General features: G+C 70.9%; 18 protein-coding genes. 8 read left to right on the top strand and 10 right to left on the bottom strand.

Translation table 11 applies throughout. From position 1 onward, the window contains the following. The first annotated feature begins 23 nt into the window (after positions 1–23). Positions 24–992 carry an ABC transporter substrate-binding protein gene (locus ACQPZQ_RS26945; protein ID WP_433285167.1) on the top strand — a complete coding sequence of 323 codons (969 nt, stop codon included), beginning with the start codon at positions 24–26 and terminating at the stop codon, positions 990–992. Positions 993–994: 2 nt separating this feature from the next. Here ACQPZQ_RS26945 and ACQPZQ_RS26940 read toward each other — a convergent pair whose 3' ends face one another. Next, positions 995–1807 carry an IclR family transcriptional regulator gene (locus ACQPZQ_RS26940; protein WP_433285165.1) on the bottom strand — a complete coding sequence of 271 codons (813 nt, stop codon included), beginning with the start codon at positions 1805–1807 and terminating at the stop codon, positions 995–997. A 59-nt stretch (positions 1808–1866) separates the two neighbouring features. Here ACQPZQ_RS26940 and ACQPZQ_RS26935 point away from each other — a divergent pair, with 59 nt between their 5' ends. The 3 genes from ACQPZQ_RS26935 to ACQPZQ_RS26925 are packed head-to-tail and all read left to right on the top strand — an operon-like array spanning position 1867 to position 5168. Beyond that, entirely contained in the window at positions 1867–3147 is a 1281-nt protein-coding gene (locus ACQPZQ_RS26935; RefSeq protein WP_433285163.1) for an FAD-dependent oxidoreductase, read from the top strand. Continuing rightward, positions 3144–4262, top strand: coding sequence for a cupin domain-containing protein (locus tag ACQPZQ_RS26930; RefSeq protein WP_433285161.1), 1119 nt, complete (start codon positions 3144–3146; stop codon positions 4260–4262). The genes ACQPZQ_RS26935 and ACQPZQ_RS26930 overlap by 4 nt, the downstream gene beginning before the upstream one ends. 15 nt (positions 4263–4277) lie before the next feature. Continuing rightward, positions 4278–5168, top strand: coding sequence for a fumarylacetoacetate hydrolase family protein (locus tag ACQPZQ_RS26925; protein WP_433285159.1), 891 nt, complete (start codon positions 4278–4280; stop codon positions 5166–5168). A gap of 10 nt (positions 5169–5178) precedes the next feature. Here the strand turns inward: ACQPZQ_RS26925 and ACQPZQ_RS26920 are convergent, their stop codons facing one another. Genes ACQPZQ_RS26920 through ACQPZQ_RS26900 form a run of 5 tightly spaced genes read right to left on the bottom strand, consistent with a single transcriptional unit; the run spans position 5179 to position 10749 of the window. Continuing rightward, positions 5179–6816 carry an ABC transporter substrate-binding protein gene (locus ACQPZQ_RS26920; RefSeq protein WP_433285157.1) on the bottom strand — a complete coding sequence of 546 codons (1638 nt, stop codon included), beginning with the start codon at positions 6814–6816 and terminating at the stop codon, positions 5179–5181. A 26-nt stretch (positions 6817–6842) separates the two neighbouring features. Next, positions 6843–7727, bottom strand: coding sequence for an ABC transporter permease (locus tag ACQPZQ_RS26915; protein WP_433285156.1), 885 nt, complete (start codon positions 7725–7727; stop codon positions 6843–6845). A 19-nt stretch (positions 7728–7746) separates the two neighbouring features. Further along, positions 7747–8694 (bottom strand): ABC transporter permease, encoded by a 948-nt coding sequence (locus ACQPZQ_RS26910; RefSeq protein WP_433285154.1) that lies wholly within the window; start codon positions 8692–8694, stop codon positions 7747–7749. Further along, positions 8687–9724, bottom strand: a complete 1038-nt coding sequence (locus tag ACQPZQ_RS26905; protein WP_433299386.1) for an ABC transporter ATP-binding protein — start codon at positions 9722–9724, stop codon at positions 8687–8689. Before ACQPZQ_RS26905 ends, ACQPZQ_RS26910 begins: the two co-directional genes overlap by 8 nt. Continuing rightward, complete coding sequence (locus tag ACQPZQ_RS26900) at positions 9724–10749, bottom strand: ABC transporter ATP-binding protein (RefSeq protein ID WP_433285152.1); 1026 nt, start codon at positions 10747–10749, stop codon at positions 9724–9726. The genes ACQPZQ_RS26905 and ACQPZQ_RS26900 overlap by 1 nt, the downstream gene beginning before the upstream one ends. A 229-nt stretch (positions 10750–10978) precedes the next feature. On the opposite strand from ACQPZQ_RS26900, the gene ACQPZQ_RS26895 reads away from it, so the two are divergent. After that, positions 10979–11422, top strand: coding sequence for a nitroreductase/quinone reductase family protein (locus ACQPZQ_RS26895; protein ID WP_433285150.1), 444 nt, complete (start codon positions 10979–10981; stop codon positions 11420–11422). A gap of 8 nt (positions 11423–11430) precedes the next feature. Here ACQPZQ_RS26895 and ACQPZQ_RS26890 read toward each other — a convergent pair whose 3' ends face one another. From ACQPZQ_RS26890 to ACQPZQ_RS26875, 4 genes are all read right to left on the bottom strand, one after another. Continuing rightward, the gene (locus ACQPZQ_RS26890) at positions 11431–12081 is read right to left on the bottom strand and encodes a TetR/AcrR family transcriptional regulator (RefSeq protein ID WP_433285148.1); all 651 of its coding nucleotides are present in this window, start codon (positions 12079–12081) and stop codon (positions 11431–11433) included. A gap of 90 nt (positions 12082–12171) precedes the next feature. Beyond that, the gene (locus ACQPZQ_RS26885) at positions 12172–12582 is read right to left on the bottom strand and encodes a Zn-ribbon domain-containing OB-fold protein (protein WP_433285146.1); all 411 of its coding nucleotides are present in this window, start codon (positions 12580–12582) and stop codon (positions 12172–12174) included. A 5-nt stretch (positions 12583–12587) separates the two neighbouring features. Then, on the bottom strand, positions 12588–13772 hold the full coding sequence (locus tag ACQPZQ_RS26880; RefSeq protein ID WP_433285145.1) for a thiolase C-terminal domain-containing protein: 1185 nt from the start codon (positions 13770–13772) through the stop codon (positions 12588–12590). 100 nt (positions 13773–13872) lie between these two features. Further along, positions 13873–14721, bottom strand: coding sequence for a MaoC/PaaZ C-terminal domain-containing protein (locus tag ACQPZQ_RS26875; RefSeq protein ID WP_433285143.1), 849 nt, complete (start codon positions 14719–14721; stop codon positions 13873–13875). A gap of 174 nt (positions 14722–14895) precedes the next feature. On the opposite strand from ACQPZQ_RS26875, the gene ACQPZQ_RS26870 reads away from it, so the two are divergent. The 3 genes from ACQPZQ_RS26870 to ACQPZQ_RS26860 are packed head-to-tail and all read left to right on the top strand — an operon-like array spanning position 14896 to position 19291. Beyond that, on the top strand, positions 14896–17106 hold the full coding sequence (locus ACQPZQ_RS26870; protein ID WP_433285142.1) for an acetate--CoA ligase family protein: 2211 nt from the start codon (positions 14896–14898) through the stop codon (positions 17104–17106). A gap of 50 nt (positions 17107–17156) precedes the next feature. Next, positions 17157–18395 carry an acyl-CoA dehydrogenase family protein gene (locus ACQPZQ_RS26865; protein ID WP_433285140.1) on the top strand — a complete coding sequence of 413 codons (1239 nt, stop codon included), beginning with the start codon at positions 17157–17159 and terminating at the stop codon, positions 18393–18395. Further along, a complete protein-coding gene (locus ACQPZQ_RS26860; protein ID WP_433285138.1) occupies positions 18392–19291 on the top strand; it encodes an SDR family NAD(P)-dependent oxidoreductase in 900 nt (299 codons plus the stop codon). Before ACQPZQ_RS26865 ends, ACQPZQ_RS26860 begins: the two co-directional genes overlap by 4 nt. Positions 19292–19294: the final 3 nt, after the last annotated feature.

The following is a 19294-nucleotide window of genomic DNA, read 5'->3' as shown; positions in this document are numbered from 1 at the left end:
ACGCCCCGAAGAAGAGGACACAGATGAGGACCTGGTTACGCCTCGGCGCCGCCGTCGCCGCCGCGGCTCTGCTCACCACCGCCTGCGGCGGCGGTTCCGGTTCGGCACCGCAGGCGGGTGAGGACGGCCTCACGCCGTTGCGCATCGCCGAGACCGCCGGAGCCCCGCTGAACTTCCTCACCTACGGCGACGAGCAGGGTCATTTCGCCAACGCCGGGATCGACCTCGACATCTCCTCGTCCACGGGCGGCGCCACCGTGATCCCGCAGCTGATGAGTGGTGACCTGGACGTCGCGGGGTCGAACATCGTCTCCGGGATCATCGCGATCAGCCAGGGGCTGCCGATCCAGATGGTCTCGGCCGGCTCCAGCACCTCGGAGGACCCGGCGCAGGACTTCTCGGCCCTCATGGTCGCGCCGATCAGCACTGTGACGGGGATCGGCCAGCTCGCGGGGCAGAAGGTCGCGGTCAACAGCCTGCGCAACATCAACGACATCGTGCTCGGCAACCAGCTGCAGCAGGCAGGGCTGAGCTACGACAGCGTGCAGTTCGTGGAGATCCCGTTCCCGGACATGGCCCCGGCGATCCAGCGTGGGGACGTGGCCGCCGGCATGCTCATCGAGCCGTTCGTCACTGTGGCGGAGGGGCAGGGCCTGAAGATCATCGGCCGTCCGTACTCGGATCTGCGCCCCGGCCTGCAGATCGGGACGTACCTGATGCGGCAGGACCTCGTGCGCTCCGACCCGGACCTGGTGCAGCGGTTCCAGCAGGCCGTGAAGGCTACTGCCGACTCCATCGCCTCCGACCCGCAGTCGTTCCGCAACGCGCTGCCCCGGATCAGCCAGACCGACCCGGGGCTGGCCGAGAAGGTGCGGATCAACCTGTGGCGCGGCGCCAGCGACCGCGAGTCGTTGCAGCTCGTGATGGATCTGATGGTCCAGTACAAGCTGATCGACGCGCCCGTCGACCTCGACCAGGCACTGGCCGGCTGAGGTCAGTGCGGGGAGCGGAGGCGCTCGTGCACCATCTCCGCTCCGCGCAGGACCTGCGTGGCGAAGTCCCGGATCGCCTCGATGTCGCCCATCCGGCTGCTCGGGGCGGCCACGCCGAGCCCGGCCAGCGGCTGCCCGACCGTGTCGCGCAACGCCGCGGCCACGGCGCACACCCCGTCCGCGCTCTCCTCCCAGTTGAGCGCGTAGCCCTGGTTGCGGATCTCCGCGAGCTCCGCCTTGAGGGCCGTGCGGGAGGTGAGCGCCGCGCCCGTCGTCGCGGCGGGAAGCTCCTCGTGGGGGTAGCGCCGGTCGATCTCGGCGGCCGACAGCCCGGCGAGGATCGCCTTGCCGACGGCGGAGGCGTGCGCGGCCCGGACCACGCCCGTGCGGTTGCCCACCCGGACCGACCGCGGGCTCTCGGCGCAGTCGACGAACCGGATCGTGGTGCCCTCGAGCACGGCGAGGCTCGCCGTCTCCTGGGTCTGCTCCCGTAGCTCCTCGAGGACGGGACGGGCGACGCGGCGGATGTCGATTCGGCTGACCGCGGCGAGGCCGATCTCCACCAGCGCGGGGCCGGGACGGTAGGCACCGTTGGGCCGGTCCTGCATGACGAAGCCGCGCCGGCGTAAGGCGGTGAGCAGCCGGTGTGCGGTTGATCGAGCCACGCCGAGAAGATCGGCGGCCTCGGCCACACGCAACGCCTGACGCTCGCCGATCAGCTCTAGCAACCACAGGGCGTTGTCCACCGACGTGGTCGGTGCGGCTTGCCCGAGCGAGCGGTGCTGCGGCGAGGCCATCGGCCTGCTGTTCGACATGAAGGAACAATAGCCAACATACTTCTTTCTGGGCGGAATGGATGTCTAGCCTCAGCGCCATGATCTGGGACCCCGCCACCGCCGCGCCGGTGAGCTTCGAGCGGCCGGTCGTTGTCGTCGGTGGTGGCCCGGTGGGTATGACCGCCGCCGCCGCGCTCGCCGCCGAGGGCCTGCCGGTCGTGCTGGTGGAACTCTCACCCGAACCGCGTCCCGACTGGCGGGCCAGCACGTTCCACGCCGCCACCCTCGAGCTCCTCCAGACGATCGACATCACCGATCGGATGCACGCCGAGGGCCTGGTCGTGCCCAAGTACCAGTTCCGCGACCGCCAGGACGGACTGGTCGCCGAGTTCGACTTCCGCCTGCTGGCCGACGAGACCCCGTTCCCCTACCGGCTGCAGCTGAACCAGCAGCACCTCGTGCGGATGCTGGCCGAGCGGCTACGGGGTGACGAGCGGGTGCGGCTGCGCTTCGGCACCCGGCTCACGGGCCTCGACATCACCGCCGACGGCGCGCGGCTGCACCTGTTCGGACCGGAGGGCGAGACCGAGCTCCTCGCGTCGTACGTGATCGGTGCGGACGGCCCGCGCAGCGCGGTGCGTGGCGCGATGGGCGTCGACTTCGAAGGCTTCACCTACCCCGAACGCTTCGCGATCACGAGCACGTCGGTGGATCTGCAGGAGCTGCTGCCCGACCTCGGGCACGTCAACTACGTCGCCGACCCGCAGGAATGGCTCTTCATCCTGCGCACGCCGGAGTCGTGGCGCGTGGTGTGGCCCGTGCCGGAACGACTATCCACCGAGGAGGCCAGCGACCCTGCACGCCTGGAGAGCCAGCTGCAACGCGTAGCCCCGTACGAAGCCGGCTACCCGGTGATCGACCACCAGCTCTACAACGTCCACCAGCGGGTGGCCTCGGCGTTCCGGATCGGCCCGGTGCTGCTGGCAGGGGACGCCGCCCACATCAACTCCCCACTCGGCGGGGTCGGGCTCAACTCCGGGATCCACGACGCGATGGACGCCGCACGGCGGCTCGGCCGGATCGGGCGGGCCGGCAGCTCGGACATCGACGTCGACATCGACGCCGAGCTCAGCGCGTACGACCACGTTCGCCGCACGGTGGCCGTCGAGTACGTCCAGGCCGACACCCAGCGCAACACCGATCGACTGCGCGAGACCGATGACACGGTTCGCCGGCAGAACCAGGACGATATGCGGGCAATTGCTGCTGATCCGCAGCGAGCACGCGCCTACATTCGTCGGGTGTCCCTCCTGGAGAGCGTGCAACGCTTCGGGATCGGCACGCCGCCTGCCGAGCTGGAACTGGAGGAAGCCAGATGACACTGGACCACGTCGGAACGGACGCGGACCTCGCTGAGTTCTACCGTGACCTTGCCGCAGTGGATCTCAGCCCGCTCTGGACGATCACCGAGCAGCTGCTCACCCCGACCCCGCGCCCCAGGTCGGTGCCCTGGCTGTGGTCGGCCGCCACGATGAAGCCGCTGGCGCGCCGGGCCATTCAGCTCGTGCCCGTGGAGCGCGGAGGCGAGCGGCGGGTGCTCAGCCTGCAGAACCCCGGGCTCGGCGGGTCGCCCTACGCCGCCGGCACGCTCTGGGGGGCACTGCAGTGCCTCGGCCCGCGCGAGGTGGCCCCCGCCCACCGCCACTCGCCGGGCGCGATCCGGTTCGTGCTGGAGGGCGACGGCGTTTTCACCACCGTCGACGGCGACGCCTGCGACATGCACCCCGGCGACCTCGTGCTGACCCCGTCGATGAACTGGCACGACCACGTCAACAGCGGCGACGGGGAGATGTTCTGGTTCGACGGGCTCGACCTGCCGATGGTGCAGGCCCTCGACAGCATCTTCTTCGAGCCCTACCCGGGGCCGGGGGAGAGCCAGCCGGAACCGGCCGAGCACAACGTGTCGGAGCGGCTCTATGCCGGCGGCACCCGCTACACCGACGGTGCTGTGGCCGACGTGCTCAGCCCCCGGCACTCGAAGCTCATGATCTACCGCTGGGCCGACACCCTGGCCGAGCTCGACCGCCTGACGGCAGCTTCCGGCGACGCGGTCGTCTCGGTGGAGTACACCGACCCGGAGTCCGGGGCGAGCGTCATGCCCACCATGGCCTGCGCGGCCTACCGGGTGCGGGCCGGCAGCCACAGCCTCCCGGTGCGCCGCACCGGCAACTCGGTGCACGTCGTCTTCAGCGGCCACGGTTCCAGCGTGATCGGCGGTCGCCGGTTCGACTGGGGGCCGGGCGACATGTTCGTTGTGCCGTCGTGGGCTGCTTGCGAGCACTTCGTCGATACCGAGCACGTCGCCGACGACGGCACCGAGCACGCCGAGGTGTTCGTCGTGTCCGACGCACCGGTGTTGCGGGCGCTGGGCCTCTACCGCGAGGAGACCCTCGCGGCCCCGCAACAGATCACCGACATCTTCTCCCCTCGCTGAAATTCTGGAGACTTCGTGAAGCTCGCGTTGTTCGACGACTACCGCCTCGGTGTCGTCCGCACCGCCCCCGAGGGTGACGTGATCGTCGACGTCACCGCCGCGCTGCCGGTCCCGCACGACCCGGACCCCGTCACGGCGGGCTGGTGGCGCGGCCTCGCCCGCGACTTCGACGAGCTCTCCGGCGCCCTGCGCGCGGCGGCGGCCGACGGCCCGGCCAGGCCGGTCTCCGACGTGGTGCTGCATGCACCCGTGCTGAACCCGTCCAAGGTGATCGCGGCGGCGAGCAACTACGGAGATCACGTCGCCGAGATGCACGAGGTACAGCAGCGCACCCTCGGCCGCGTCGAGGCCTGGATGATGAACTTCGACGTCTTCCTCAAGGCGCCGTCGTCCATCGTCGGGCCGGGCGGGCGGATCGTGCTGCCGCGCGACGTCGTGGCAGCGGGACACGAGGTGCACCACGAGTCCGAGCTGGTCGTGGTGATCGGCCGCGGCGGCAAGGACATCCCGGTGGAGAAGGCGATGGACGCCGTCCTCGGCTTCACCGCCGGGCTGGACATCACCGTGCGCAGCGCGGCCGACCGTTCCCGCCGCAAGAGCTACGACGGGTTCAGCCCGCTCGGCCCGTACCTCGTCACCACCGATGAGCTCGGCGACGGGTCGGACCTCGACATCCTGCTCACCTCGGGCGAGGCCGTGCGGCAGCAGGTGAACACTCGCGACATGATCACCCCGGTGCCGGCGATCGTCGCCTACGCCTCGTCGGTGATGACGCTGCAGCCCGGCGACGTGCTCTTCACCGGTGCACCTCCCGGCGTGGGGCCCATCGCCGCGGGCGAGCAGCTGGACATGTCGATCAGTGGGATCGGCTCGATGACGGTGACCGTCACGTCGGCAACGGCCTGAGCAGCCCTCCTCAGCTGCGTCCGGGAGCGTCCGGGCCGAGCCACATGTCAATCTGGTGCCTCGTCCCGTAGTCCGGGTGCGGATACGCGTCGTGGACGTACGGGGCGAGGATCGACGGGCTGTTGTACACGTAGAGCGGCACGGGGTTCGAGACGTTCTCCAGGATGTAGCGCTGGATGTCGACCAGCGCCTGCAGACGGGCTGACTGGTCGAGCATCCCGCGTTGCGCGGTGATCATCCGGTCCAGCTCGGGATCGTTGATCCCGTACCAGTTGCGCGCGCCGTCCGAGACCCACTCGGTGCTGAGGTACTCGTCGGCCGCGAGCATGGGGGTCTGCAGGCCGAAGCCCATGTCGTAGTTCTTCCCGGCGAAGCTCTCGGTGAAGTACGTGGCGTAGTCCTGCAGGTCCAGCTCGACCTGGATGCCCACCTCCGCGAGGTCCTGCTGGGCCCACTGTGCCTCGCGGACCACGGTCTCGCCGTAGCCGTCGGTGAGGATCATCCGCACGCTGAACCCGTTGGGGTAGCCGGCTTCGGCGAGCAGTCGCCGCGCCTGCTCGGGGTCGTGCGGCTGCAGGCGGGCGCTCTCCTCAGGGGCGAGGCCGCCGAACAGCGTGGGGGTCACCGGCCCGCTCAGGCTGCCACCGGCGCGGATCGTCGAGAGCATCCCCTCCCGGTCGATCGCCATCGCGACGGCCCGCCGCACGCGCACGTCGTCGAACGGTTCGCGCTCCTGGTTCATGTAGAGCCGCACCTGCGTCAACCCCTGTTCCTCGTTGAGCTGCAGCGAGGAGTCCTGCGACATGATCCGGTCCACCTGCGCCTTGTCCAGCGTCAGGGGGCTGAGGTAGTCGACCTGACCGGTGCGCAGCGCGGCGATGGCGGAGGCCTGGTCCGGGACGATCGAGACGTGCACGCCCGCCATGTGCGGGGTGCCCTCCCGGTAGTAGTTCGGGTTGGCCGACAGCACGCGCTCCCGGTCGCGCTCCCACTTGTCGAGCACGAACGGCCCGGTGCCGATGGCGGTGGTGTTGAGGTCGAACTCCCCGCGCGTCCCCTCGCACGGCAGGATCCACATGAAGTGGTTGGCCATGTTCTGGTCGAACTCCGCGTACGGCTCGGCGAGCCGGAAGACCACGGTGTACGGGTCGGGCGCCGAGATGTCCTGCACCATGCTGATCAGGTTGAGCTGGTGGCCGGGCAGCTCACGGATCCGCTGCATCGTGCACAGCACGTCGTCGGCGGTGAACTCGCGGCCGTTCACCGGGGGCTTGTCGTGGAAGCGCACGCCGTGGCGCAGGTTGAAGGTCCACGTCCGGCCTTCGTCGGACGGGCCCCACTTCTCGGCGAGGTCGCCCTCCAGCTGCGGGGAGCCGTAGGGGACGTCCGGCCCGGTGTCGAAGTCGACGAGCTTGCTGTAGGTGGAGCCGATGGCGACGTGGGTGTTGAAGGACGACTGGGCCTGCGGGTCGAGCGAGCGCGCGTCCGACGGCAGGGAGTAGCGGAAGATGCCGCCGTCCTGCGGTGGTCCGGCGGGCTGCGCCACGCCTCCTGCCGGGCTCCTGCCGCCCGGGGCGGAGAAGCAGCCGGTGCCGAGCAGGGCCACGGCGACGAGCGTGACGATGATCTGCAGCCGGCGTCGTTGCACGGCAGCCTCCCTCGGGGTCGGCGGGATCAACGGATCTGCTGCTTCGGGTCGAAGAAGTCGCGCAGCGCATCGCCGAGGAGGTTGAAGGCGAGGACGGCGACGGTGAGGATCCCGCCGGGGAAGACGACCATCCAGGGGGCGATCTCCATGTATCGCGAGCCCTCGCTGAGCATCGCGCCCCAGGACGGCGTCGGTGGCGGTGTGCCGATGCCCAGGAAGCTCAGCGCGGACTCGGCGATGATCACGATGGCGAACAGCAGGCTCGTCACCACGAGCAGCGGTGCGAGCAGGTTGGGCAGCCCGTGCCGGCGCAGGATCCGCCAGGTGCTGCACCCGCTGGCCCGTGCCGACTCGATGAAGAGTTCCTCGCGGATGCGCAGCATCTCCCCGCGGGCCACGCGGTTGAACGAGGGGATGACGAGCAGGCTCAGCGCGATCACCGTGTTGCGCACGCTCGGGCCGAGCAGGGCCGCGACGAACAGCAGCAGCACGATCCCGGGGATCGCCATCAGGGTGTCCATCACCCGCTGCAGCGCCGTGTCGAGCGCGCTGCCGCCGAAGTAGCCCGATGCCACCCCGATCGCGATCCCGATGATGCCGCCTGCGACCAGCGTTGCCACCGAGACCAGCAGGGAGGTGCGCGCGCCGAAGAGCACCCGGCTGAAGATGTCGCGGCCGAGGTCGTCGGTGCCCATCAGGAACTGCGCGCTCGGCGGCTGCTGGAAGGCTTCCCGGTGCTGTGCCACCGGGTCGAAGGGCGCGAGCACCGGGGCCAGTACCGCGGCGAGGACGAACAGCGCGATGAGCGCCAGTGCCACGACACCGAGGGGCTGCGTGCGGACCAGGTGGCGCAGACCCCGCCGTGCGGTGCGGCGTACGACCGGTACCCGGTCCGCCACGATCTCGGTCATCCGACTCGTCTCCCGTTCGTCACGCGTAGCGGATGCGCGGGTCGATCACTCCGTACAGCAGGTCGACCACGAGGTTGACCAGCACGAACACGGCGCCGTAGACGACGACGCAGCCCAGCACGACGGGGTAGTCACGCAGCTGGACGGACTCGAAGATCAGCATGCCCATGCCGGGGATTCCGAAGATCGACTCCAGGATCACGGTGCCGCCGAGTATCGATCCGACCTGTAGACCGACCAGCGTGAACACGGGGACGAGCGAGTTGCGCACGGCGTGGACGAACACCCGGGTCTCGGACGCGCCTTTCGCCCGGACCGTGCGGACGAAGGGGGAGCGCAGCACCTCCAGCAGCGACGAGCGCAGCATCCGCGCGATCGCCGCCATGCCCGCCACACCGAGCGCGAGTGCGGGCAGCGCCATGTGGACGAGGTTGCTCCCGAGATCTTCGCCGGGTGTCCGGTACACCAGCGGCGGCGACCAGCCGAACCACAGCGCGAGGTAGGTCACGAGCAGCAGGCCCAGCCAGAAGTTCGGCACGGAGATCCCCGCAACCGAGACGACCCGAAGGCCCTGGTCCAGCCAGCTGTTCTGCCGCGCGGCCGAGAGCAGCCCCAGCGGAATGCCGAGCAGGACGCTCACCAGCATCGCCATCACCCCCAGCTGCAGGGTGGTGGGCAGCCGGTCGGCGATCAGCGCGGTGACGGGCTCCTGGCTCTGGAACGACGTGCCGAAGTCGCCGCGGGCCGCGTCGGTGACGAAGGTGCCCAGCTGCGTCAGCAGTGGCTGGTCGAGGCCCAGCTGGGCGGCGAGGGCCGCGACCTGCTCCTCGCTCACGCCCGGGGCGTCGGCGAGTTGCAGCCGCACGGCGTCGCCGGGGATCAGCCGCAGTGTCAGGAACACGAAGACGGTGACGAGCGCGACGACGAGCAGGCCGTAGAGCGCGCGCCGGAGCACGTACTCAGCCACGGGCCGCCGCCTCTCCGGTCAGCAGGTGGCACGCCGCGATCCGGCCGGGTCCGGCCGCGACAGGTTCCGGTGGCGTGGTGCGGCACGGATCGAACGCCGACGGGCAACGGGTGTGGAACCGGCAGCCGGGCGGGGGAGCACTCGGGCTGGGTATCTCGCCGCGCACCACCCGGCGCCCGCGCAGGCGGGCGACGGCCGGGTCGGCCGTGGCGACCGCATCGGCGAGCGTGCGCGTGTAGGGGTGGCGCGGATTGGACAAGAGCTCGTCGGCCGGGCCCTGCTCGACGATCTCACCGAGGTACATCACGCAGATCCGGTCGGAGACGTACCGGACGACGTTGAGGTCGTGGGCGATGAACAGGTAGGACAGGCCGAGCTCGCTCTGGAGCGAGCGCAGCAGGTTGAGCACCTGGGCCTGCACCGACACGTCGAGCGCGCTCACGGCCTCGTCGCACACCAGTAGCCGGGGATCGGTGGCCAGTGCCCGCGCGATCCCGATGCGCTGCGCCTGGCCGCCGGAGAACTGGTGGGGGTACTTGTCCAGGTCGCTCGTGGACAGGCCGACGAGTTCGAGCAGCTCGCCCGCCCGCCGGCGGTTCGCCCGCGTGTCGGTGCCGCCCTGCGCCTCGAGGGGCTCGCTGATCACCGAGAACACGGTCATCCGCGGGTCGAAGGAGCTCACCGGGTCCTGGAAGACGATCTGCATGCGCCGGCGCAGCGGCCGCAGCTCGCGAGCGCGCATCCCGGTGAGCTCACGGCCCTCGAACCGGATGCTGCCGCTCGTCGGGTCGAGCAGGCGCAGCACCAGCCGGGCCACTGTCGACTTCCCCGACCCGGACTCCCCGACGAGGCCGACCGTCTCGCCCTGCCCGACCGAGAACGACACCCCGTCGACGGCCCGGACGTGCCCGACGGTGCGCCGCAGCAGCCCGCGCGTGATCGGGAAGTGCTTCACGAGGTCGCGGACGGCGAGCACGTCCTGCTCGGTGGCGGGCACGGGAGCGGCGGCGGGTTCGGCGACCGACGACATCACGCGCTCTCCCGTCCGACGGCCGCGACGGTGCCGTGCGGGGCCGCCCGGTGGAGCAGGCACCGGCTCGTCCGGCCGCCGCCCAATGAGTACAGGTCGGGCGCGGTGGTGGCGCACTCGTCCCAGGCCTGCGGGCAGCGCGGGTGGAACCGGCAGCCGGCCGGGGTGTCGTGCAGGCTCGGCACGGCGCCGGGAATGGCGGCGAGGGGGAGCGTCTTGTCGGTGGTGGGCGTGGGCACCGCGGCGAGCAGCGCCGTGCTGTAGGGGTGGCGCGGATCGCCGAGCACCTCCGCGGTGGGGCCCTGCTCCACCACCTGACCTGCGTAGAAGACCACGACCCAGTCGGCCGTCTCGGCGACGACGCCCATGTCGTGCGTGACGAGCAGCAGCGCGGTGCGGTACTCGCGCTGGACGGTGCGCAGCACCTCGAGCACCTGTGCCTCGATGGTGACGTCGAGGGCGGTGGTGGGCTCGTCGGCGATGAGCAGCCGGGGGGAGCAGGCCAACGCGATCGCGATCATCACGCGCTGGCGCTGACCGCCGGAGAGCTGGTGCGGGTAGGCGTCGATGCGGCTGCGTGGATCGGGGATGCCGACCTGGTCGAGCAGCTCGATCGCGCGTTCCCGCGCGGCCCGCTTCGAGACCCGCCGGTGCAGCCGGATGGCCTCGACGACCTGGTGGCCCACCGAGTACAGCGGGTCCAGCGAGGACATCGGGTCCTGGAAGATCATGGCGATCTCGTCGCCGCGGACCCTGCGCATCCCGCGGGTGTCCAGCTCGGCGAGGTCGCGCCCGTCCCAGAGCACCCGCCCTCCGCTGATCCGGCCGCCGTCGAGCAGGCGCAGCACGGCCAGTGCGGTGACGCTCTTGCCCGACCCGGACTCGCCGACCACGGCGACCGTCTGGTTCTCGGCCACGCTGAAGCTCACGCCGCTTACGGCCTCCACGGTGCCTGCTGCCGTGGTGAACTCGACCCGTAGGTCCTCGATCTGCAGGAGCGGTTCGGAGTCCAGGTCGGAGTTCACACAGCCTCCTCGTTGGGGCGCGGTGCTCTCGTCGGCCGCGGCTAGAACCGGGCTCTAGAACTGCATCTGAGGGTGATGCGTGCCACTCTATGTGTCAAGGTCCGTTTCATCCGGTCTGTGCGGAGCGCACAAACGCTGCCGTCGGCCGGGTCCGCGTCACAGTTCGCGCAGCCTTGTCATGAAAGTCCTGTTCGCAACTTTTGTCGGACCCGCTTCGTAGGCTGCGCGAATGCTTCCCAACCTCGTGGGCGAGGCGGCCGATCGCGCCGAGCATCGCCTCCACGACCAGACGGTCATCTGGCTGACGACGGTCAGCCCCGACGGGCAGCCGCAGACGTCGCCCGTGGGCTACGCGTGGGACGGCGAGACGTTCGTGATCCTCAGCCGGCCCGACGCCCCGAAGGTCCGCAACCTGCGGGCCAACCCCAGGGTTGCGCTGCATCTCGACCTCGATGGCGAGGCGGAGAAACACAGCATCCTCACCATCGAGGGCGTCGCCGAGCTGAGCTCCGCGTCACCGGGTGGGTCCGCTCCGCTGGATGCGGGCGAGGCCTCGGCCTACGTGGCGAAGCACCTGGAGTCGATGCGCTGGGCCGGCATCACACCCGAGTCGACCTTTGCCGACTTCTCCACGGTGATCCGGGTGACGCCCTCCCGGGCCCGCTGCTACTGAGCGGCCGGTCAGACGGGAGTGGACTCGGCCAGCAGGTCGGGTTCGATCACCGTGCGCATGCGCGTGAGGACGTCCATCATCGCCTCGACCATCTGGCGGGCCTCCTTGGCCGAACGAGCGGAGGCGATCTCGCGGCGCGCCTCCCCCGTGAAGCTCGTGAGGAGGGCCACCAGCACCCTGTTTACCGGCTGGTTGTCGGCCCGCAGCAGACGGAAGTTGCTCTTCACCCACTCCTTGCCGCTCTGGCGGAGCAGCCGCTGGAAGCCGGGAGGAGTGTCGCCGTCGTGGATGAGCTTGACGATGTCGCGGTTCGGCCAGGTGGCGTTGAGATAGGCGCGCGCACCGGCCTCGAACAACTCGAAGGGGTCGGTGACGCCGCTGTCCTTCGCGGCGGCGACAGCGGTGGCCGCCACGGCGTGCTGCTCGTCGCGGTACCGCTCCCACAGCGCGGTGAACAGCTCGCTCTTGCCCCCGAAGTGGTGGTACAGGCTGCCGACGCTCGACCCCGCCCGCTCGACGACATCCGAGACGCTGGCCTCGGCGAAGCCGCGCTGGGCGAAGACGACCCGCGCGGCGTCCAGCAGTTGGGTGCGGGTCTGCTCGGTGCTGCCCCACTGGCGACCGGCGCTGCGACCACGGCCCACGCTCCGCGTTGTCACGGCGCCTCCTCAGCCTTCCCCGGCCGTTCCGTTGCGGCCGCGGGGGACCGATAGTGCCAGCACACGCCGTGCACGGCGGTTCGACCCGCCCTACCTGGCCGGCCGGAAGACGGGGACGGCGGTGCCGTCGTGGTCCTCCCAGTCGAGCTGCACGCGCTGCCCGACGTGGAGGGTGCCGGGTTCGGCGATCACTTCGGTGAGGATGCGGAAGCCTTCGTCGAGGTCGACGTAGGCGACCGTGTAGGGCGCGTGGGCGCGGAAGAACGGGTGGCCGTGCTGGCGCACCACGGTGAAGGTGTAGACGGTGCCGCGGCCGGTGGAGTCGAGTGTCTCCAGGTCGGGGTCGTCGTGGCCGCGGGGGTAGAACACCACCTCGCCGGTGCTGCGGTGGCGCTGGTAGGTGAGCCGGTGCTCGCCGCAGGCTTGCCAGAACGGGCCGGTGTCGGCCTCGTCGAGCACCGGCAGGGGCCGCGCGGGTGCGGAGTCGGTGGTGGTGCTCACGGTGCTCAGTCCTTTCCGAGGATGACGGTGGCGGCGGAGTGGCGGGTGCCCAGCTGTCCGCCGTTGCCGTGTGCGACGGCGAGGCGGGCCCCGTCGACCTGGGAGGTTGACTCGCCGCGCAGCTGTCGGGCGGCCTCGATGAGCAGGAAGATCCCGCGCATGCCGGGGTGGTTGGACGACAGTCCGCCGCCGTCGGTGTTCAGCGCGGGTGCTCCGGGGTGGTCCCAGCGCAGCCGGCCGCCCTCGACGTAGGAGCCGCCTTCGCCTTTCTTGGCGAAGCCGAGGTCCTCCAGCAGTGTCAGCACGGTGATGGTGAACGAGTCGTAGATCATCGCGATGTCGATGTCCTCGGGCCGCACTCCCGCCTCGCCGTACGCGAGCGGCGCCGACCGTGCCCCGGCGCTGGTCGTGAGGTCGCGGGTGTTGCCCGGGTAGCCCACCGCCTCACCGCTGCCGAGGATCCAGACCGGAGGCTTGCGGATCCCCGCCGCGACATCGTCGCCGACGATCACCACCGCGCCGCCGCCGTCGGAGACGAGGCAGCACTCCAGCAGGTGCAGCGGGTCGGCGACCATCCGGGAGCCGAGCACGTCGTCGACGGTGAGCTCGCCGACGTTCTTGATCCCGATGTCACGCAGCCCGGCGACGGCCTCCGGGTTGCGCACCGCATGCGCACGCGTGGTCACCGCGATCTCGGCGAGTTGCGCGGGTGTGGTGCCGTACTCGTGCATGTGCCGCTGGGCCACCAGGGCGTAATTGCCGATCAGCGGCAGCCCGTAGGGGATCTCCATGTTCATCCCCGGCGCCGGGTCGGGCGTGCTGCGGGCTCCGGTGCCGATGGCCCTGGCCTCGCTCTTGGCCGTGGAGCCGTAGGTCAACAACGCGACGTTCGCCCGTCCGGCCGCGATGTCACGGGCGGCGTGGGCGGCGTGGAACTCGTAGGAGCTACCACCCAGCGACGTCGTATCGATCACCCGCGGCGCGATACCCAGGTGCTCGGCGACAGTGATGCCCGACATCGCGCCGGTCTCGCCGGCGTCGTAGAGCGCGTCGACGTCGGCGAACGTCAGCCCGGCGTCCTCCAGCGCCCGAGCCGCGGACTCGGCCTTGATCTGCATCTTGCTGCGGCCGGGCGCCCGGCGCAGAGGGTACTCGTGGATGCCGGCGATCGCCGCCCGTCGCGGTGCCATGTGCGTCTCCCCGTCTGGTGAATGCGGCCGGTACGTCAGCGCGGAAGGTCAGCGCGGTGGATCAGCGCGGAAGATCAGCGCGGAAGATCAGCGCGGAAGATCAGCGCAGCCGGAATCGGCCGCGGTCGATGACCACGCTGCCGTCCGCTGTGCTCGTCCGGAACAGAGCATCGTCGGGGCCGTCGGCCCCCGTCCACACCGACACGACGAGCTCTTGGCCGGGCAGGACCGGCCTGCTGAAGCGGCCCGACATCCCGCCGAACCGCTTCGGGTCGGAACCGCACACGGCGTGCAGCAGGGCGCGGCCGGTGAAGCCGTACGTGCAGAGCCCGTGCAGGATCGGGCGGTCGAAGCCGCCGCGTGCGGCGAACGCGGGGTCGGAGTGCAGCGGGTTGCGGTCGCCCGAGAGGCGGTACAGCAGCGCCTGGTCCGGACGGATGCGGTAGCGCACCTGCTCGTCGGGCTCGCGGTCGGGGAGCGTCCAGGTGTCGCTCTGACCCGGTTCGCGGCCGAAACCGCCCTCGCCGCGGATGAACACGCCGCTGCGCGTGGTGACGAGCGGCCGTCCGTCCAGCGTCGCGGTGTTCTCGGTGGTGACGAGCGCGCCGCTGCCCTTGTCCTGGATGCCGGTGACCCCCGAGGTGACCTGCACCGTTGCGGCGACGGGCAGTGTGGCGTGCAGTTCGAACGCCTGCTCGGCGTGCACGAGTTTCGCAGGGTCGAAGTCGCCGAGCCGGCGGCCCGTACGCGCCGCCGCGGCGAGCACGCCGAAGGTCGGGAGCACCTGCTGCTCAACACCGGCGGTGTTCTCGGTGGTGAACTGCAGTTCGGTGGTGGGGTCGTCGGCCCCGGCCCCGACGCCCAGTGCGTAGAGGATGGCATCGGTGGCGTTCCAGGACCGGTCGACCGGCTCCGACCGGATTCCGACGAGGCTGTGGTCGAGCGCCATGGCGCGCCTCCAGCGGAGTCGAGTGGAACTACATTCTAGGACAACCCTCAGCGTGGCTCGATGCCCTTGTCAAGCCGTTGACAGCCTCGTCACCGTGCGGTCTCATGGAAGAATCTGATTCTAAAACACGGATTTACCTCTGGCGTGCAGTGCGGAGCAGGTGGGGGACCGGGTATGACTCAGGCCGATCACGTCGCGGTGGTCGATGACGAGCACGGAGTCGGGCAGCGGGACCGGGGCCGCCGGTCGCTGGCCTCGCCACAGCGCCTCCGGTCGTTCTTCGCCCCACGGAGCATCGCCCTCGTCGGGGCGTCGGAAGGTTCCGGCTGGGCCCGTTTCATCCTCGACAGTCTCTCCACCTCCGGGTTCAGCGGCGAGCTTCGGCTCGTCCATCCCGTGCGTCCCCAGGCCTTCGGCCGGCCCACGGTGCCGAGCCTGCGAGACCTGGACGAGCCCGTCGACCTCGCGTTCGTGCTGGCCCCGACCCGCGCCGTCGAGGGCGTGCTGGAGGACGCCGCCGCGGCCGGGATCCACAACGTCGTGGTGCTGGCCTCGGGGTACGGCGACGGCGGGGGCGAGGAGGGCCGGGAGCGCGAACGCCGGCTGGTCGAGCGCGCGATAGATCTCGACCTCACCCTGCTCGGCCCCAACTGTCTCGGCTTCGTGAACGCGGCGGCCGGAGTGGCGCCGTTCGGGCTGCACATCGTGCCGCCGCTGCGCAGGGGAGGGCTGGGCGTCGTGCTGCAGAGCGGGGCGCTCACCAGCAACGTCCTCGCGTTCGCGCGGGCCCACGGCATCGGGATCAGCCTGCTCACGTCGATGGGCAACGAGGCAGTGATCACGGCGGCCGACGTGATCGAGCACCTCATCGACGACGACGACACGCGTGTGATCGGTCTGTTCCTCGAGTCGGTCCGGGACCCTCAGCGGTTCACGGCCCTCGCAGAGCGGGCGCTTCAGGTCGGCAAGCCGATCGTGGCGCTCAAGGTGGGGCGCAGCCCGGCGGGCCAGTTGGCCGCGCTGGCCCACACCGGCGCCGTGGCGGGCGACGACGCTGTCGTGGCCGCGGCGTTCCGCCAGTACGGCGTGACCAGGGTGGACAGCCTGGAGGAACTGCTGATCACGGCGGGGCTGCTCGGCTCGGGAACGGTGCCGACGGGCCGCCGGATGGGAGTGGTCACGGCGTCGGGTGGGGCGTGCGACATCATCGCCGACCGCAGCGCGGACGAGGGCGTGGAGATCCCGGAGTTCAGCGAGTCCACCGGTGCCCAGCTGCGCGAACTGCTCCCGTCGTTCGCCGCCGCGCGCAACCCGCTCGACGTCACCGGGGTGATCCTGGCCGACACCGCCACGGCGAGCGCCAACCTCGGCGGCACCGCCCTCAACGCCGTGGCCGCCGACCCGAAGCTCGACTTCGTGCTCAACCTGATCTCCGTGCCCGTCGCAGCGCCTCCCGACCCGGCGGTGCCCGAACGCCGCATGGCCGACATCGCGGCCACCGTGGCACGGTCGCCGATCCCGATCGTCAACTTCTCCGCCACCTGCAGCGACCTGTCCGAGTACGGCGCCGACCTCCTCGACCGGCACGGCCTGCACGTCGTCGGGGGCATCGAGTTCGGGCTGACCGCGGTGGGGCACGCGATCCGGTGGAACGAGATGCGCCAGGACCGCGCCGCCCGTCCGGCGGCCGCACCGGCGCCCGCTCCGCGCGTCGCACCGGACGACCTGCCCGACGGGGCGTGGTCCGAGGCGCGGGCCCGTGACCTCCTGGTCGCGGCGGGCGTGCCGGTGGTGCCGGCCGAGCTCGTGCAGGACCCCGATGCGGCGGTTGCCGCGGCCGAACGGCTCGGCCTCCCGGTGGCGGTGAAGGTCTGCTCGGCCGCCATCACGCACAAGTCCGACATCGGGGGCGTCGCCCTCGGCCTCGGCGAGCCCGACGCGGTGCACGCCGCGACGGAGAGCGTGCTCGCCGCGGGACGGGCGGTCACCGGCGACGTCGAGGGCGCCCTGGTGAGCCCGATGCGCACCGGCGGCACCGAACTGTTCGTCGGCGTCACGGTGGACCCGTCCTTCGGGCCGGTGCTCGCCGTCGGGCTGGGCGGAGTGTTCATCGAGGTGCTGCGCGACGTCAGCCTGCGGGTTCTGCCGGTCGATCCCGCAGAGGTGGTGCGCATGCTCGGTGAGCTGCGCGGTGCGCCGGTACTGGCAGGCGCGCGCGGGACGGTTCCCGTGGATCTGCAGGCCGTGGCCGAGGTGGTGACCAAGGTCGCCGAGTGCGCCCGGTCGCTGGGCCCGGCCCTGCAGGTGCTGGAGATCAACCCGCTCTGGGTGGACGGGTCGCACGTCGAAGCGCTCGACGTGCTCGTGGCGACCGGGCCCAGCTGATCGACCCCGTAGACCGACCCGCCTGATCGACCGCCTGAGGAGGCGACGACGTGGAACTCGACCTGGGACCGGAGGCGTCCAAGTTCCGGCAGGAGACCCGGGACTGGATCGCCGACAATGCGCCCGCCGGCCTGGCCGACCTGGTCGACTGGACCGTCCCACCGATGACGGCGGGCGACCATTCCGCCCACGCGCAAGCAGCGAAGAGCCCACTGCACGAGGAGTGGGAGCGCAGGCTGCTGGCCGAGCGGATGATCTGCCCGCAGTGGCCGGAGCGGTTCGGCGGCCGCGGTTGGACCGCGGTGCAGAACGCCATCTACAGCGAGGAGTGCGCCCGGGCCGGCGTGCCGCGGATCCGGCGTGGGTTCGGTGAGGGGATGGTGGGCCCCTCTGTCATGGTGCACGGCACGCCTGAGCAGCAGGAACACTTCCTGCCGCGGATCATCAGCGCGGAGGACGTGTACTGCCAGGGCTTCTCCGAGCCGGACCACGGCTCCGACCTGGGCGCCGTCTCCACACGCGGCGTGGTCGACGGCGACGAGATCGTGATCAGCGGGCAGAAGGTGTGGACGTCGGGCTTCGCCCGCGCGAACATGATCTTCGTCCTCTGCCGCACCGACACCGCGGCCCCCAAGCACCGGGGCATCTCCTACGTGCTGCTCCCGATGCGGGACAACAACATCGACGCGCGCCCACTGCGTCAGCTCACCGGTAACGCCGAGTTCGGTGAGGAGTTCTTCGACGGCGCGAGGGCACCGCTGTTCAACGTGATCGGCGGGCTGAACAACGGCTGGCGCGTCGCGATGACGACGCTGGGCCACGAGCGGGGCGGCAGCGCGACGATCGGCCACCTGAAGTACCAGCGGCAGCTCACCGCGCTGGTCGAGCTGGCCCGCGAGGTGGGCCGGGACAAGGACCCGATGGTGCGCCAGCAGCTCGCGTGGGCGCACACGCACGTCGAGATCATGCGGTACCAGGGCCTGCGACTGCTCGCCCAGCTGGCCGAGGGGCGCGAGCCAGGCCCGGAGGCGTCGATCTCGAAGCTCTTCTGGAGCGAGTACGAGCGCCGCATCGGGGAGATCGCGATGGAGCTGATGGGACCCGACGCGCTCGTGCGCCCCGACGGCGAGGGCTACCGGCTCTCGCACTGGCAGCAGGTCTTCCTCGCGAGCCGGGCCGGAACGATCTACTCCGGCACGAGCGAGATCCAGCGCAACATCATCGCCGAACGCGCGCTCGGGCTGCCGAGGGAGCCGCGCCCGGCCGAGCTGAAGGGAGCGGGGGCATGACGGCTGCCACGACGGGACTATCGGGGCGGGTCGCGATCGTCACCGGGGCCGGGCGCGGGATCGGCGCCGGGATCGCCCGGCTGCTCGCCGCGCAGGGCGCGTCGGTGGTGGTGAACGACCTCGGAGTGGAGCTGGACGGCTCGGGGGCGGACAAGGGGCCGGCCGCCGAGGTCGTCCGGGAGATCACGGAGGCCGGTGGCACCGCGATCGCCGACGGCGGCGACGTCTCCGACCCGGACCAGGCCGAAGGGCTCGTCCGCACGGCGATCGAGGAGTTCGGGAAGCTCGACGTGCTGGTGAACGTGGCCGGCATCCTGCGCGACCGGATGATCTTCAACCTCAGCGAGAAGGAGTGGGACGACGTCATCCGCGTCCACCTCAAGGGCCACTACAACACCACGAAGCCCGCTGCCGCGTACTGGCGTGACCAGCGCAACCCCGACGGCCACTATCGGCTGATCAACTTCACGTCGGTCTCCGGGCTGCACGGCGCCCCGGGACAGCCGAACTACGCCGCGGCGAAGATGGGCATCGTCGGGCTCACCTACTCCTGCGCCAACGCGCTGGGCCGCTACGGCGTCACCGCCAACGCGATCTCGCCGGGTGCCGCCACCAGGATGACGGCGTCGATCCCCAGCGAGCGGCAGTCCGGCGCCCTTCGCGACAGCGACGAGCGCTCGCCCGACAACATCGCGCCGATCGTCGCGTACATCGCGAGCGAGGCGTCTGACTGGCTCACCGGCCAGGTCGTCGGCGCGCGCGGGTACGAGGTGCACCTCTACAACAAGCCGGCGCCCGTCCGGCACATCGTCTCGGACGGCCCGTGGGAGCCCGACCGGTTGGCCGAGCTCGTCGAACGCACGTTCAAGCCCGCCGTCACCGGGAACGGGCGGTAACGG

The sequence above is a fragment of the Pseudonocardia sp. CA-142604 genome (assembly GCF_050948475.1).
In the GTDB taxonomy this organism is placed as follows: Bacteria; Actinomycetota; Actinomycetes; order Mycobacteriales; family Pseudonocardiaceae; genus Pseudonocardia; species Pseudonocardia alaniniphila.
Note: the sequence above shows the minus strand (reverse complement) of the source record. Positions and strands in the feature narration are given on the sequence as shown.

What these genes read in the sequence shown, in the direction of transcription:
- ACQPZQ_RS26945 (WP_433285167.1), top strand. Translation starts at nt 24, where the DNA reads ATGAGGACCTGGTTACGCCTCGGCGCCGCCGTCGCCGCCGCGGCTCTG.
- ACQPZQ_RS26940 (WP_433285165.1), bottom strand. Translation starts at nt 1,807, where the DNA reads ATGTCGAACAGCAGGCCGATGGCCTCGCCGCAGCACCGCTCGCTCGGG.
- ACQPZQ_RS26935 (WP_433285163.1), top strand. Translation starts at nt 1,867, where the DNA reads ATGATCTGGGACCCCGCCACCGCCGCGCCGGTGAGCTTCGAGCGGCCG.
- ACQPZQ_RS26930 (WP_433285161.1), top strand. Translation starts at nt 3,144, where the DNA reads ATGACACTGGACCACGTCGGAACGGACGCGGACCTCGCTGAGTTCTAC.
- ACQPZQ_RS26915 (WP_433285156.1), bottom strand. Translation starts at nt 7,727, where the DNA reads ATGACCGAGATCGTGGCGGACCGGGTACCGGTCGTACGCCGCACCGCA.
- ACQPZQ_RS26905 (WP_433299386.1), bottom strand. Translation starts at nt 9,724, where the DNA reads ATGTCGTCGGTCGCCGAACCCGCCGCCGCTCCCGTGCCCGCCACCGAG.
- ACQPZQ_RS26895 (WP_433285150.1), top strand. Translation starts at nt 10,979, where the DNA reads ATGCTTCCCAACCTCGTGGGCGAGGCGGCCGATCGCGCCGAGCATCGC.
- ACQPZQ_RS26880 (WP_433285145.1), bottom strand. Translation starts at nt 13,772, where the DNA reads ATGGCACCGCGACGGGCGGCGATCGCCGGCATCCACGAGTACCCTCTG.
- ACQPZQ_RS26875 (WP_433285143.1), bottom strand. Translation starts at nt 14,721, where the DNA reads ATGGCGCTCGACCACAGCCTCGTCGGAATCCGGTCGGAGCCGGTCGAC.
- ACQPZQ_RS26870 (WP_433285142.1), top strand. Translation starts at nt 14,896, where the DNA reads ATGACTCAGGCCGATCACGTCGCGGTGGTCGATGACGAGCACGGAGTC.
- ACQPZQ_RS26860 (WP_433285138.1), top strand. Translation starts at nt 18,392, where the DNA reads ATGACGGCTGCCACGACGGGACTATCGGGGCGGGTCGCGATCGTCACC.